General features: G+C 60.9%; 12 protein-coding genes. 6 read left to right on the forward strand and 6 right to left on the reverse strand.

Going from position 1 to position 15,236, the window contains the following annotated elements; translation table 11 throughout:
- Positions 1–266: 266 nt before the first annotated feature.
- Both V7650_RS16925 and V7650_RS16930 read left to right on the forward strand, forming a co-directional pair.
- Positions 267–1,685: a spinster family MFS transporter gene (locus V7650_RS16925; RefSeq protein ID WP_335657390.1), complete on the forward strand. Its 1,419-nt coding sequence runs from the start codon at positions 267–269 to the stop codon at positions 1,683–1,685.
- Between the two features lie 6 nt (positions 1,686–1,691).
- Positions 1,692–2,126 (forward strand): acyl-CoA thioesterase, encoded by a 435-nt coding sequence (locus V7650_RS16930; protein ID WP_335657391.1) that lies wholly within the window; start codon positions 1,692–1,694, stop codon positions 2,124–2,126.
- 152 nt (positions 2,127–2,278) lie between these two features.
- Here V7650_RS16930 and V7650_RS16935 read toward each other — a convergent pair whose 3' ends face one another.
- The 3 genes from V7650_RS16935 to V7650_RS16945 form a co-directional block, all read right to left on the reverse strand.
- A complete protein-coding gene (locus V7650_RS16935; protein ID WP_335657392.1) occupies positions 2,279–3,103 on the reverse strand; it encodes a crotonase/enoyl-CoA hydratase family protein in 825 nt (274 codons plus the stop codon).
- 33 nt (positions 3,104–3,136) lie between these two features.
- Positions 3,137–3,757, reverse strand: coding sequence for a 2-hydroxychromene-2-carboxylate isomerase (locus tag V7650_RS16940; RefSeq protein ID WP_335657393.1), 621 nt, complete (start codon positions 3,755–3,757; stop codon positions 3,137–3,139).
- Positions 3,758–3,870: 113 nt separating this feature from the next.
- On the reverse strand, positions 3,871–4,560 hold the full coding sequence (locus tag V7650_RS16945) for a glutathione binding-like protein (RefSeq protein WP_335657394.1): 690 nt from the start codon (positions 4,558–4,560) through the stop codon (positions 3,871–3,873).
- A gap of 261 nt (positions 4,561–4,821) precedes the next feature.
- Between V7650_RS16945 and V7650_RS16950 the strand changes: the two genes are divergently transcribed.
- Positions 4,822–5,706, forward strand: a complete 885-nt coding sequence (locus V7650_RS16950; protein ID WP_335657403.1) for an ATP-grasp fold amidoligase family protein — start codon at positions 4,822–4,824, stop codon at positions 5,704–5,706.
- 53 nt (positions 5,707–5,759) lie between these two features.
- Here V7650_RS16950 and V7650_RS16955 read toward each other — a convergent pair whose 3' ends face one another.
- The 3 genes from V7650_RS16955 to V7650_RS16965 form a co-directional block, all read right to left on the reverse strand.
- Positions 5,760–6,938: an LL-diaminopimelate aminotransferase gene (locus V7650_RS16955; RefSeq protein WP_335657395.1), complete on the reverse strand. Its 1,179-nt coding sequence runs from the start codon at positions 6,936–6,938 to the stop codon at positions 5,760–5,762.
- Between the two features lie 100 nt (positions 6,939–7,038).
- On the reverse strand, positions 7,039–8,670 hold the full coding sequence (locus tag V7650_RS16960) for an alkaline phosphatase D family protein (protein WP_335657396.1): 1,632 nt from the start codon (positions 8,668–8,670) through the stop codon (positions 7,039–7,041).
- Positions 8,671–8,674: 4 nt separating this feature from the next.
- Positions 8,675–9,847: a DUF3667 domain-containing protein gene (locus V7650_RS16965; RefSeq protein ID WP_335657397.1), complete on the reverse strand. Its 1,173-nt coding sequence runs from the start codon at positions 9,845–9,847 to the stop codon at positions 8,675–8,677.
- Between the two features lie 168 nt (positions 9,848–10,015).
- Between V7650_RS16965 and V7650_RS16970 the strand changes: the two genes are divergently transcribed.
- The 3 genes from V7650_RS16970 (at position 10,016) to V7650_RS16980 (ending at position 14,609) form a co-directional block, all read left to right on the forward strand.
- Positions 10,016–10,789: an SDR family oxidoreductase gene (locus tag V7650_RS16970; protein ID WP_335657398.1), complete on the forward strand. Its 774-nt coding sequence runs from the start codon at positions 10,016–10,018 to the stop codon at positions 10,787–10,789.
- Positions 10,790–10,875: 86 nt separating this feature from the next.
- Positions 10,876–12,417, forward strand: a complete 1,542-nt coding sequence (locus V7650_RS16975) for a nitrilase-related carbon-nitrogen hydrolase (RefSeq protein ID WP_335657399.1) — start codon at positions 10,876–10,878, stop codon at positions 12,415–12,417.
- A gap of 299 nt (positions 12,418–12,716) precedes the next feature.
- Positions 12,717–14,609 (forward strand): AsmA family protein, encoded by a 1,893-nt coding sequence (locus V7650_RS16980; RefSeq protein WP_335657400.1) that lies wholly within the window; start codon positions 12,717–12,719, stop codon positions 14,607–14,609.
- Positions 14,610–15,236 lie beyond the last annotated feature (627 nt).

Consider the following 15,236-nt stretch of genomic DNA (forward strand, 5'->3'; position numbering starts at 1 on the left):
CAAAAAGCAGGGTCGTGATGGCAATGGCAGGCGAACGTCGTAATGCCGTGACCGAATCGCGCGCGTTGCATCATATGGGCCCCTTTAAGATCAGCAATTTACCGATAGTTACAACGAGAGACACTAGCAGGAAACGAGCGTTTCGGGAACCATATGATTTTTCCTTGCCCTCGTGTTCCCCTCTCCGTGCGCGCGCCCTGCTGCTGCAAAAGTCCGCTGGACTTGCGGGCGGGTTCAGGCCATCAACCTGAAAAAAAGGAGAGAGCATGAGCGCAACCCAGGCAGAGCCGCTGACCAATACCGGACTTGCATATCGTTCCGGTGGCTATCGCAACTATGTCATCATTTCCCTGATGCTCCTCTACACGCTGAACTTCATCGACCGCATCCTGATCGGCGTCGTCGCGCAGCCGATCATCGAGGAATTCCGACTGCAGGATTGGCAATTCGGCCTGCTCTCGGGTTTCGGCTTTGCCCTCATGTATACCATCATGGGCATCCCGATTGCCCGGCTGGCCGAACGGATGAACCGGGTCAAGATCATCGCTGCCAGCGTCATTTTATGGTCGTTGATGACAGCCTTGTGCGGCATCGCCGGCAGCTTCATCGCGCTGCTGGTCTTCCGGATCGGCGTGGGCATCGGCGAGGCCGGTCTGACTCCTGCTGCCAATTCGATCATCTCGGACTATTTCCCGCCGCGCAGTCGCGCCCGGGCAATCGCCATCTATACGATGGGAATCACGCTTGGCGGGGTGCTGGCGAACGCCTTCGGCGGCCCGATTGCCGAGCTGTTCTCCTGGCGCGAGGCATTTCTGGCGCTGGGTATTCCGGGTGTGGTTTTCGGACTGATTTTCCTGTTCACGGTCGAGGAACCGCCCCGTGGCTATGCCGATCCGCCGACGGCCTCCAAACCCCGAAAAATGGGCATTGGCGAGACCATCAGCGAATTGTCATCGAAGCGCAGCTTCTGGATCAATATGATCGCCGCCGCGCTGGTCGCCTTTGTCGGCTATGGCGTCAGCAATTTTCAGGTCGCCTTTTTCCAGCGCGTGCACGAACTGTCGATTTCCGAAGTGACGCTGCAGATCGCGGTTCCTCTCGGACTGGCCGCATCCTTCGGTGCCTTTTTTACCGGCTATCTGACGGAGAAGATGAGCGGTAACTTTCCCAATGTGGTCGCCTGGCTGCCTGGCGTCATGCTGATCCTGTGCGTCCCGCTCTACTGGATCGGCTTCACCACCGACAGCGTGCCCTTCGCCCTGACCGTATTGCTGGTCGCCGCGGTACTCCATTACGGCTATCTGGGCGCGCAATATACGATCTGCCAGGGGGTCGCGAGCCCGCAGTCCCGAGCAACCGCGGTCGCCCTGTTCCTGTTCATCGTCAACCTCATCGGCTATGGCTGTGGCCCGCTCGTGATGGGCATAGTCAGTGACCTGCTGATGAATGGCTATCTGGCAAGCTCCCAGTTTGCCGCCGATCTGACCGGCCAGGTCTGCAAGGGGCGGCCGGAGGATCTGGTTGCGACGCTCGGCGCAGCCAAGGCTGCGGTCTGCACGAGCGCGAGCGCCGAGGGCCTGCGCTGGTCGATGATCTATATCGTCGGGATATTCCTGATAGCCGGGGGGATGTATATCTATCTGTGCAAAACGCTGCAGAAAGACCTTGTGGCGAAGATGAGCTGATCACCGATGGCCCGTCCCGAACCCTGGCGGCTGGTCGCCGCCAACTATCCCGTCTCGGTCGTCATGCAGACGCGGTTCCAGGATATTGATCCGAACCGGCATCTCAACAATGTCGCCTTTGCGTCGATGTTCGAGAATGCCAGGGTGCGCCTGAACCGCAACCTGCGACCCTGGGCCGACCGGCCACGGAACGAGCGGAGCATGGTGGCGGCGGTAACGATCAACTATCTGCGCGAAGGCCATTATCCCGACGATGTCGAGATCAGCTCAGGCGTGAGCACCATCGGCACCTCGAGCTATGTCATCGCGCAGGCGATGTTCCAGAACGGCCAGTGCATCGCGACCTGCGATTCGGTGATCGTCTGCCGCACCGATGGCGAAGGCAAGCCGCTGCGCGCCGAAGTGGTGGCGGAATTGGAGAAGATGCGGACGACCGGTTAGGGTCTACCGGATTTTCTTCCCGTTCGTCCTGAGCTTGTCGAAGGACGGCTCTCGGCAGACCGACGCACTTCGACAAGCTCAGTGCGAACGGCAAGGTCGAGAGGTGCGCCTAGAAAAGCTCAGGAAGAACCGCGAACTCTGGAAACCTGCGATCAATCGGTAAAATTCGCGGTCCGCTTCTGCATGAAGGCCATCACCGCCTCGACCTGGTTGGGGGTGCGGCTGACCTGTTCCTGGCCGACCGATTCCATCAGCAAGATCTCGTCCTCGTTCATGTCGGGCAGCTTGTTGATCAAGTCCTTGGCCAGTTGCACCGCCTGCGGGTGCTTGCTGGCGATCTCGCGGGCAATTTCCATGGCTTTCTCACGGGGATTGTCGGACAGATGGGTGACAAAGCCCAGTTCCTTGCCCTCTTCGCCGGTGAAGATCCGGTTGGTATAGGTGAGCTCGCGCAGGATATCGTCGCGAACAAAATTGCGCCAGGTGGTGAAGCTGCCCATGTCGGGGATCAGGCCCCAGCGCATTTCCATGATCGACATCTTGGCGTCGGGCGCAACCACGCGGATATCGGCGGCGCTGGCAAACTGCAGGCCGCCGCCGAGGCACGGCCCGTGGATCGCGGCGATCACCGGCGCCTTCAGTTTCCGCCAGAGCAGCACGATATGCTGATATTTGTTGGCGTTGCCAAAGGTCCGCTCGGTCAGGGTGCTGGCGAGCGGTGATTTTTCACCATCCTTGGCAGGTTCCGAAGCGGCCGCGGCGGATGCGGCAAAGGCGCCCATGTCGAGCCCGGCGCAGAACGCCCTGCCCTCGCCGGACAGGACGATGGCTCTTATGCCCTCCATCGCCGCAAGCTTCTCGCCCGCATCGACGATTGCGTCGATCTGTTCCGCGTCGAGCGCGTTCATCTTGTCCGGCCGGTTGAAGCGAACGTCGGCGATATGGTCGGTGACGGAAATGGTGACGCGTTCTGACATGGAAAGGCTCCGGTTCTGTGGATTCGCAGGTAGTTATGACCCGTGTTTAATCGCCCAGTTAACAAGGGGCAACTGGTCATTGCCAAAATACATCCGCTCGCCCTCGCCGAACGGCACGAAGATGCTGGGCGAGCCATAGGCGCCGCGGGCGATCGCATCCTCGGTATTGGCGCGCAGCCGGTCCTTGATTGCCTGCTGCTGTGTCTGTTCCGCCAGAGCAGCGCCGTCGAGACCGGTTTCGTTGGCGATGGCGATCAGTATCTCGGGATCATCGAGATTGCGCTGCTCGCCATAATAGGCGTGGAAGGCAGCGGTTGCGAACCGGTGCAGTGCGGCCTGGTCCTCTTCGAGCGCGCAGCACATCCGCATTGCGTGCACCGACTTGACCGGATGATGCTCGCTGGGAAAATTCATCGGCAGTCCGGCCAGTGCCGCCCAGTCCTTGAGCACGCGAAAACTGTGCACGAACTTGCGGTTGTCGGGATTTTCCCGCGCCGAATAGACGTCCTGGTTGACGGCGTTGAAGACACCGCCGACCAGAAACGGCTTCCAGATGATCTGCGCGCCGTTGTCGCGGATGATCGGCTGGATATTGTGGAAGGCGAGGCACGTCCACGGGGACGAAAGGTCGAAGTAGAAATCGACGGTTTTCATGTATCACTTCTCCTAATTCATTGCGGTGTTCCGCACTTGGTGCGGAACCCTGGCCGTCAGCGCATTGCCCTCCAGAGCTCCGCATCAAGTGCGGAGCACGGTGCTCTTTGCTGTTACTCTTCCAGCCCGAACAGGGTCTTGCGCACCTGCGCATCGTCCTGCGGGTTGCGGTTGATCCGGTCGCGTCCCAGCGCCATGCCGCGCCGCAGGCCGTCGCGCTGCTTCAGCGTCTCGTACCAGCGCTTCGCATGGGTAAAATCGTCGAGATCGACTTCCTGCCGCCGATAGGTCTGCACCCAGGGGAAGCAGGCGATGTCGGCGATGCTGTAATCCTCCCCGGCCAGATAATCATTATCCGCCAGCCGCCGGTCGAGCACGCCGAACAGACGCAGCACCTCCTTGCGATAGCGCTCGATGGCATATTCGATCCGCTCAGGTGCGTAGAGCTTGAAATGGCCGTGCTGGCCCATCATCGGCCCCAGACCGCCCATCTGCCACATCAGCCATTCCGTGGCGGCAATCTGGCCGCGCAGGTCATGCGGCAGAAGTTGCTCGGCCTTGTCGGCGAGATAGAGCAGGATCGCACCGGTCTCGAACACGCTGACCGGATCGCCGCCGTCCGCCGGTTCATGATCGACGATGGCCGGGATCCGGTTGTTCGGGCTGATCGCGAGAAACTCCGGCGTGAATTGTTCCCCTGCCCCGATGTTCACCCATTTGACGTTATAGTCGAGGCCGCACTCCTCGAGCATCACCGATATTTTCCAGCCATTGGGCGTCGGCGCAAAATAAAGGTCGATCATGGGCGTGCCCCGCGGCCGATGAACTTTACAAACTTTACAAACTTTACAATGTTATGTTCCAAAAATTCTTCCCGGGCGATTGTCGGCAAAAAGCCGCATGGAATCAGCACTATCTGGTCTTGAAACATCATGCCGCAGCTTGGCATAAAAGCAGGGCAGTAGGACAGCAAAATATGCGCGTGCCGGCATGGGCCGCAATCTGTATAGGGCAATGGACCGGCCGATGCCGGAACCCGATCGAGAGAGAGGCGTAACACAGTGATGAACCTGCGGCGCCTGCCCTCCCTGCCGCACTGGCTCGTCCCTTCGGTCCGACTGCGCATATATATCCTCTATCTCTGGCGGCATCGCCGGTGGCCGAACCTTGTCGCGCCGCGCCGCTTCACCGAGCTGGTCCAGTGGCGCAAGCTGCATGATCGCAACCCGATGATGCCGCTGCTGGCCGACAAGATTGCCTCGAAAGCGCATGTCGAAGAGAAGCTTGGCAGCGCGTGGATCATTCCGACCTATTGGAGCGGCCGGAACCTGCCCGACCAGCCGTCATGGCCCTACCCGTTCATCGTGAAGGCGAGCCATGGCTGCAACCAGAATATCATCTGCCGCGATCCGGACGACTGGAAGAAGGCGCGGCGGCGATCGGCCAAATGGCTGCGCGCACCCTACGGGCTCTGGCTGGACGAATGGGCATACCGCTCCATTCCCCGAAGCTATATCGTGGAACCCTATCTGGGGACCGAGCAGTCCGTGCCGGTCGATTATAAAATCTACGTGTTCAACGGCAAGGCGGCCCTCATCCAGGTTCACCTGGACCGCTATTCCGACCACCGCTGGATTTTGTTCGACCGGCGGTGGGGACAGGTGTCGCGGCTGGAAGACGACAATTTGCTGAGCGCTCCGGTCCATCTGACGGAAATCCTGTACAGTGCCGAACAGGTCGCCGCTGCATTCGATTTCGCCCGCGTTGATTTCTACGAGATTGATGGCCAACCCAAATTCGGCGAAGTCACCTTCTATCCGGGCTCCGGCCTGGATCCGTTCGAGCCGCGCGAACTGGACAGCACGATCGGCGCGCTGTGGCTGGCCGGGCTGGCCAGCCAGCCGCAACGCCGATATTTAGCTGGCGCATGGGAGCCTAAAACGGCCTGACGCCGGGGGCTGGCGCGGCCTTTTCGCTCGCCAGTCTTTGGCTTTCGAACCGGTCAGCCCTTGCCGAGGAATTTCTTGATGTTCCGGGCGGCCTGGCGGATGCGCTGCTCGTTCTCGACCAGCGCCAGCCGGACAAAGCCTTCGCCCTCGTCGCCAAAACCGGGACCAGGCGCCACCGCGACGCCCGCTTCGGCGATCAATCGCTTGGAAAATTCCATCGAGCCCAGATGCTTGAACTGTTCCGGGATTGGTGCCCAGGCGAACATGCTGGCTTCCGGTGGCGGGATGTCCCAGCCGGCGCGGCCAAAGCTCTCGACCATGATGTCGCGCCGTTTCTTGTAGAGCGCGCGGTTTTCCGCGATGATATCCTGCGGCCCGTTGAGCGCCGCGGTCGCCGCGACCTGGATCGGTGTAAAGGCGCCATAATCAAGATAGGACTTCACCCGCGTCAGCGCGCCGATCAGCTGCTGGTTGCCCACCGCAAATCCCATCCGCCAGCCGGGCATGGAATAGGTCTTGGACATGCTGGTAAATTCGACCACGCAGTCCTTGGCGCCCTCGATCTGCAGCATCGACGGCGTCGGGGTGTCGCCGAAGTAGATCTCGGCATAGGCAAGATCGCTGATCACCCATAATTTATGCTCGCGCGCGAAATCGACGACCTTCTGGTAGAAATCGAGGTCGGCGACATAGGCGGTCGGGTTGCTCGGATAGCCCATGACCAGAACCGAGGGCTTCGGCACGGTGTAGCTCATGGCATATTCGAGACGGGTAAAGAAATCCGGCCCCGGCGCTGCTGGAATCGAACGGATCGCGGCACCGGCGATGATGAAGCCGAAGGTGTGGATCGGATAGGACGGATTGGGCGCCAGCACGACATCGCCGGGAGCGGTGATCGCCTGGGCCAGATTGGCCAGCCCTTCCTTCGAACCGAGGGTCACGATAACCTCGCTTTCCGGATCGAGATCGACGTCAAAGCGGCGCTTGTAATATTTCGCCTGGGCGAGCCGCAGCCCCTTGATGCCCTTGGATGCCGAATAGCGATGCGCCGTCGGATCATTGGCGGTTTCGCACAATTTGTCGATCACATGCTTCGCCGGCATGCCGTCGGGGTTGCCCATGCCGAGATCGATAATATCCTCGCCGCGCGCGCGCGCCGCCGCCTTCATCGCGTTCACTTCAGCGAATACGTAAGGCGGCAGGCGTTTGATGCGGTAAAATTCTTCGGACATTATCGGTCGCTTCTTGCACTAAGTTATCAGGAGCGCTGCCTTTGCGAAATTTTAGTGCGATTGTCGAGAGTTTGTGTGTCCCACCAATGGCTTTCGCGGCTCAGCCGAGACTGTTCGTACCGCGCACAACGGTCTGGCTGGCGCTGCCCCGCAAGGCCGTCGACTTCGACCGGATCGTGTCGAGAAAATGCCACGTCGACATGGCCTTTTCCGGGGTCAGCGCAACGGTCATGTAGCCGCGGTTGGACGTGTCGGTCCATTGCAGCTGGCTGTTGGTTTCCCTCAGCGTCCGGGCGGCGACATCGGGGCTGGCTCCCGAGAGATAGGATTCCAGACCTGGAGAGGTCACGCTGTGCCCGCCGAATTCGACCCCGGCCTTGCCGTCTGCCGTTTCGAGATTGAACGCCCAGCCATTGTGGCTGTCGCCCGACAGGACAATCAGGTCGGCTTCTGCCGCCTGTGCAGCCTTCAGCGCCCGCTCGCGCGCCTGCGGATAGCCGTCCCAGCTGTCGAAATTGATCGGCAGGCCCATTTTTGCCGCCAGCGCACCAATGGCAAGCCGTTGCTTTGCATAATCGGGCGCATCCGCAGCAACCCAGTTGGCCGCCTCCTGCGGCAGATTCAACCGGCCCATCACGCACTGCTGCGACCAGACCTGCCATTTTGTGCCCGATGCCCGCGACCGGCGCATCGCCGACCCGAGCCAGGCGGTCTGCTCCTTGCCGATCATTTCCCGCGCCGTGTCCTGCCAGACATCGTCGCGGAAGGCCGCGAGCGCCGCCTGGATATCGCTCTGCCCCTTGAGCGCGGCGGCCAGATCGAGCTGCTCGTCACGCGCCGTGATCCGGCTCTCGGTCACGAACAGGGTGGCCAAATCGCCGATCTGATATTCGCTCCAGCGCGGGCTGCCTTCATCCTTGTCGCTGACCGGCATCCATTCGCGGTAGACCCGCTCGGCGATCCGCTTGCGCACGTCCCAGTCGCCCTCGCCAGCATTGTGGTTTTGCGCACCGTCCCGGTAGGCATCGTTGGTGAATTCATGATCATCCCACATCGCGATCATCGGCAGCACCTGATGCAGACGCTGCAGGTCGGGATCCTTGCGATAGGCGGCGTAGCGCAGGCGGTAATCGGCGAGCTGGATGATCTCCGTCATCGGTTCAGGTGCCCGTCCGGCCAAGGCCTGTTCCTTGGAGGGATAGGTTCCGACCGGATATTCATAGATATAGTCGCCGGTATGAATCATCAGATCGAGGGCGGCGTTCTGCGCTGCGTGGGCGTAAGCGTTGAAATAGCCGAACGGCATGTTCGAGCAGCCGACCACACCGATGTTGAATCGTTGGGTGGGGCCCTCCGGCAGGGTCCGGGTGCGGCCGACCGCTGATTTGGAGCCGTCGGGAGCAATGAAGCGGTAGAAATACCAGCTGTTCGGTGTGAGGCCCTGCGCGGTGATCTTGGCGATATGATCGCGGTCGGCCAACGCCTCGACTTCACCGGCGATCCTAGCGCCCGAAAATTCGGCATTCGCCGAGATTTCCGCCGTCAGCTTCACATCGCCGTTACCAACATAACGGGTCCACAACAGCACCGAGCCGGACGAGGGTTCGCCGCTGGCGACACCGTGTGTAAATCCCCTGGCCGCCATCATGGATGCCGATGCCGGAACGCTGAGCGCGCCAAGGCCGAATGTTCCCAGCGCCATCAACTGGCGGCGATCGATATTCATTGTCATGATTTTATCCCAAAATGCCTAGAGCGAGCAAAATAGCGAAAAATAAAGTCAGGCTGATGACGGTGAACAGCAGCAGAAACGAGGTCCGGATCAGGGCCTCGACACGGGACATCTGGTAGGCATGGCGAAGCTGCCGGTACATGTGAAAGGGGGGGTAGAGGAACAGGATCAATCCCCAGATCGCGCTGGAGACCCCGATCGCGGCAAGGATCGCACAGCCGATGAACAGCAGCGACATGAAGCTGATCGAATAGGTGGTGAATACCGCATGATCGTAGAAGCGAAACCCCCTGCGGCCGATCAGCGTCAGCCAGACGAAGGGCAAGGAAATCGGGATCAGCAGCCAGGCGAATTTATAGCCGTTGGCCTTCAGCTTGTAGAGCAGCAGGCTGGGGTTCTTGTTGGCCTTCTTGATCCCGCCCATCAGCTTGCGACCGAATGCCGAATCCTGCCATCCGTCCCACAGCTGGAAATGGTCGTCGCTGTTGAGCACGAGACCTTCCGGCCCGGCGCGCGTCGTGTCGCCAGTATCAGCATCGCCGATGCCGACCTCCGGATAGGGCAGATCGCTTAGGGTCATAGACGCCATCAGATTGCGCCCGCGCTTATATTCGACAATGTCTTCGCGCAATTTTTCGGCTTCGGCCGGGTCGATCGAACTGGCTGCCAATCTGGCTTCGGCAGTCTTGATCTTGCTCTCCAGTTCGCGTGATTGGCTCGCCACCTGTTCCGGGAAGCTGTTGGCGCCCTGCCCCGTGCCGGCTCCACTTCCTTCTCCGGAAAACGGCGTGCCGATATAGGAAAAAACGGCAAACATCATGAACACCGAGAACAGGAACAGCGCCATCGGCGAAATGAAGCGGGCGCGCTCGCCGTGGACATAGCGCCGGGTCAGCTCGCCGGGCTGCCAGGCCAGCAATGGCAGGGTGCGCCAGAATTTTCCCTCGAAGTGAAGGACGCCGTGCAATATGTCGTGCCAGAAGGCACCGATCGAGCGATGCACGTGCAGCGCCTGGCCGCAATGGCCGCAATAATGGCCGATCACCGGGGTGCCGCAATTCAGGCACTGACCGGCAACGTCACCTTCGGCACGGACAAGGCGGCCCTCGTCGTCCAGCGCCCTGGCGATCAGACCCCCTTCGACGGCCGTGCCCAATGCTTCGATTTCGTCCGCCATGGGCCGCAGTTTTGGCCCATTCGCACCATAAGGCAAGCGCGTTTTTTGCCTTCGCCGACAAACGATCCGGGAATTACCATCTTCGCCCATGCGCCAGCCGCAAAGGTCGATAGCCACTGGCATTTTTCGCCCTGTACAGCAGCGGCCGGTTGCGCCACATATCGGGCCATGAAACTGAAACTGGACAACAGGGTCGTGCTGGTCACGGCTGGCAGCAAGGGTATCGGACTGGCAACGGCAGCGGGCTTTCAGGCGTGCGGCGCGAAAGTGGCGATCTGCGGACGTTCGCAGGACAAGCTGGATGCGGCGGCCGCGCAGATGCCGGGTTGCCTGGCGCTACCCGGGGATGTCTCGAAAGCCGAGGATATCGAGCGGGTGGTGGCAGCAGTGACCGAACAATTCGGTGGCATCGACATATTGGTGAACAACGCCGGCGGTCCGCCACCGGGGCTGTTTGCCGATCTCGCCGACGAGGACTGGGACCGGGCGGTCGAGCTGACCCTGATGTCCGTGATCCGGGCGACGCGGCTGGTGCTGCCGCACATGCGCGCCCAGAAATGGGGCCGGGTCATCAATATCTCCTCTTCCGGCGTCAAGCAGCCGGTTCCCGGCCTGACGCTGTCCAACAGCATCCGCATGGCGGTGCTGGGCTGGGCGAAGACGCTGGCCAACCAGGTGGCCGCCGACAATGTGCTGGTCAACACGGTATGCCCCGGATTTACCAAGACCGACCGCATCGCGCAGGTCCTCGAGCAGCAGGCTGCCGCTTCCGGCAAGAGCATCGACGAGGTCGCCGCCGGGCTTGCCGCGCAAATCCCAATGCAGCGGATCGGCCAGCCGGAGGAAATCGCCAATCTGGCGGTGTTCCTGGGATCCGAGGCAGCCAGCTATATCACCGGCACAGCGATCCAGGTGGATGGCGGTTCGGTGCAGGGCTTCTGACCGGACGGTGTCCGGAAAGGCAATCCCCTGCATCCTGCCGCACAACTGACCTTTCGCGACAGCGAAAAGCCCGCTAGTGGGCGCGGATGACCGCAGAAAAACCAAAGCTCATCATCCGCATGGCGGAACTGGAAGACGCCAGAAAAATCTCCACCCTGTCCCGCAAGGTCTATGGCAAGGGCGAAAACTACTCGACCGAGGAAGTGCGCGGCCAGATCAACAATTTCGCCGAGGGCCAGCTGGTCGCGGAATATGAAGGCAGGATCGTCGGCCATTGCGCCACCTTCCAGATTTCCGAGAGAACCGCGCGCCGCGCGCACAGCTGGTCGGAAATCACCGGTGGCGGCTTTGCCGCCCGCCATGACCCCAATGGGCAGATCCTGTACGGCATGGAAGTCAGCGTCGATCCGGACTACCGGCGGCTGCGCATCGGCCTGCGCTTCTACAAGGTCCGCCGCGAACTGTGCCAGCATCTCGGGCTGAAGGGGATCATCTTTGGCGGCCGGATGCCCGGCTATGCGCGGCGCAAGCGCAAATATCCCGATCCGGCCGACTATCTGGCAGCCGTGGTCGACAAGCAATTCCGCGACCCGGTGATCAATTTCCAGCTGAACCAGGGCTTCGTTCCGATCGGCGTGCTGAAGGACTATATGCCCAGCGACACCCCGTCGGGTGGCCACGCGGTGCACATGTTCTGGGAAAACCCGCTCGCCGCCGAGGCCAAGCTGGTCACACAGACACCGCATGACCGGCTGCCGCAATCGGTGCGCGTGGCGACGGTGCAGTTCCAGATGCGCAAGATTGCCTCGCAGACCGAATTCGAGGAACAGGTCGAATATTTCGTCGATGTCGCGGCCGATTATGGCGCCGACTTCGTGACCTTTCCGGAACTGTTCACGCTGCAGCTGCTGTCGCTGGAAGGCGAGAAGCTGGAGCCGGCGCAGGCAATCGAGAAAATTGCCGAATATACCGACCGGTTCAAGGAGTTCATGGAACAGCTGGCGGTTTCCTATCATATCAACATCATCGGCGGGTCGCATCCGACGCGCATGGAGAATGGCGATATCCGCAATATTTCCTACGTCTTCCTGCGCAACGGCGCGGTCTACACGCAGGACAAGCTACACCCGACGCCGAGCGAAGTGCGCTGGTGGAACATCAAGGGCGGCTATGGCGCCGAAGCCATTCCCACCGATTGCGGCCCGATCGGCGTGATGATCTGTTATGACAGCGAATTTCCGGAAATGGCGCGGCATCTGGTCGACCAGGGTGCGATGATCCTGTTCGTGCCTTTCTGCACCGACGAACGGCGCGGCTATTTGCGGGTGCGCTATTGCTGCCAGGCGCGGGCGGTGGAAAACCAGTGCTATGTCGTGATGTCCGGCGTCGTCGGCAATCTGCCCAATGTCGAGAATATGGACATCCATTATGCCGAAAGCGCAATCCTGACGCCATCGGACTTCCCGTTCGCCCGCGACGGCGTCGCGGCGGACACCGCGCCCAACACCGAGACGATCGCGCTGGCCGATCTGTCGATGACCAGCCTGCTGACCAGCCGGCAGTCGGGCGCCGTGCAGAATCTGAAGGACCGGCGCTTCGATCTGTACCGGGTGTTGTGGAAGGGTTAGGAACTCGGGCAAGGCGACCACGCCAAGCCGCCGGCAAAGCCCCAGGGATGCCAACCGCCTCAGCGGCACACCGGCAACCTTTACCGACACCGAGCGTATTCCCCGCAGGCGAATTCAATTTCGGGTTGCGCCCTTTATAAAATAGGGTTGCCGGTCGGCAGAATGGGGCAGCGGATGGACGATCAACAGGAAATACCGGTCGCTGGCAGCGTCGTGGAGATTCGCACGGGGCCTGGTCCGTTGATCGCCGGTTCATGAAGCAGATCGTCCGCCGATTCCCCCTGTTGGCCAGTCGGCGCGTGCAAATCGCCATCGCGGCAATCGTGGCCCTTCTGGTCGCCACAATGCTGTTCCTCGGCGCGGTACCGGCGAGCATGATCCGCAGCCTGATCATCGATGAGCTCCGGGGCTCCTCGGATCGGGAGGTGGAAATTGGGGCAGTGACCCGCGACGGCTTCTTTTCCTACACGCCGGTCATCACGGTCCACGACGTACGCGTCGCGCAACCGTCCTGGGCTGGAGACGGCGACTTCCTGATGCTGAAATCGATCTCCGCGCGGGTAGCGGTGCTGGACGTGATCATGGGTACGGCCAAACCCGATCGCGTGACGATCGACGGGCTTGTCCTGTCGCTGGTGCGCTCCAGCGAGGGTCGCGCCAACTGGCAGGATGACGATCGGGAGCCCGACGAGAAGGATAGTTCGCCGGCACTGACCGATCTTGATATCCGCAATTCCAGCTTCCGTTTTACCGATCACAAGCGCGGCCTGTCGCTGGAAGGCCCGGTTTCCGTGGATTCGAAAAACGGGCTGCGCGCGGAGGCCAGCGGCACCTTTCTCGAAACGCCGGCCAAGATGCAGTTTGTTGGCGGGACCATCGCCGGCATTGACCCGGAGGCCGATTATCCGTTCGACATGTCTCTGCGGTCCCCGGCCCTGACCCTGACCGCGAAAGGAACCATGCGCGGTGTCCTGAATACCGACCGATTCTCGGCCAGGCTCTCGGCGCGCGCGCCGACCCTCAAGAATCTCGACCGCATCATCGAGGCGGGGCTGTTCGGAACCCAGCCGATCGACTTGCGGGCCGCGGTCCGCCACCGCGGCAAGGACTGGTTTGTCGAGGAACTGAACGGATCCATCGGCCGGTCAAAATTGTCCGGCAAGGCGGATATCCTGAAGCGCGATGGCCGCACCAAAATAGCGGCGACCATCCGGGCCAGCACACTCGACTTCGACGACCTTGCCGACGATGCCGGCCTGGCGCGGGCGGCGGCGCTCACGCGGCGCACGGGACCGCGGATATTGCCGAACACCAGGATCAACCTGTCGAAGATGGGCCCCACCGACGGGGAGCTCGACTTCACTATCGATCGCCTTCTTTCCCGGCGAGAGACCGTTTTCCGTTCGCTGAAGGGCAAACTGTCGCTTGATCGCAAGATCGTCATGATCAGCAATCTGGATGTGGGGCTCAAAAGCGGGCAGTTGACGGGGACCGTCCGGGTTGATCACCGAAGCGGCGCACCCAAACTCTCGACCGACCTCACGCTCAACAACGCCTCGCTGGCGGACCTGATCGGCAACGGCGATATTGTCACGGCCCGCATGCGCGGCCGGGTCCGGCTGTCGGGGACAGGCGACACCATTCGCGAGGCGCTGAAAAAGGCGAACGGTAAGGCCGCGATGGTCGCGTCCGGCGGCAGTGTGCGGGCGACGGTGGCGCATGTGCTGGGCCAAAATCTGGGCGGGGCGGTGGAAGAGATTATCAGTGATCCGAAAGCCCGGGTTCCCCTGCGCTGCCTGGTGGCGAATTTCGAGGCCAGCAATGGCATATTGACCCCCGCACCGCTGGCCATCGACACAAGGACATCCATCGGCCGGGGCGAAGGGCGCATCAATCTCGACGGCGAGAGCGTGTCTCTGATCCTGCGTGGCGGTGCCAAGGGCAAAAGCGCATTGCGCATCGTGGATCCGATCAAGATCACGGGGACGCTCAACAATCCGCAAGTATCGGTAGCCGGACTGGGCAAAGCCGAGGATGCCGAGAAACCGTCCTTTGGCGATGTCCTGAAGGTGGCGACCAAATCGATTGGCAGCGCGTTGGGCATCGGTGGCAGCGACGAACAGGACAAGGCCTTCATCCGCAAGCCGAAGTCGCTGAATTGCGAAGCCGAAATCTCGGCAGCGATGCGCTAGCCGTTATCCCGACCCGTCGCGGACGTCAGGAGGACGCCGGTGCAGCGGTCGATTTGGCTTTGAAAAATGAAAAAAGTGGTGCGCGACGCAGTCTGTCGCGAACCGGTCTCAACTGTCGTTTTCCCATCTACGTGGGAAAGTAGTGGGAAAAACCGTCCTGATAAGCCGAATCTGGCCGTTTACCCTATATTCGCCCCAGCAATTGCGCGGCTTCAGCTCTGTTTTCCCATATCCGACGTTCGTGGGAAGACCGCGCCATGTTCGTGGGAACGCAATGCAATCTTGTGCGAACACTTGGCATTTGTTGCACATTCAACCGTTTATGCATTTTCTCGGACGCGCGGATAATTTCAGGCTGGACAAATTCTGCTCAGAGGAACATATCGGGAAAGTCGACTCCAGGGCCGACACTTTTCACCACGGAAATTGTAATCTGTAACAATTTTTAACGGAGAAAAGACGTGCCCAAATCACACACAAAATCAACAATACCTTCCCGCAATCATACGCTCGGTCACCGACGTCCTGATGAGCTGATTGTATCCGCGACCAATCCCAACACGCATTCGCGCTCCCAGATAAAGAAGATCCAGCGGAGCATGAGGAAGTTCGGGTGGACAAATCCCA

Source organism: Parasphingorhabdus sp. (assembly GCF_036964565.1).
Lineage (GTDB): Bacteria > Pseudomonadota > Alphaproteobacteria > Sphingomonadales > Sphingomonadaceae > Parasphingorhabdus.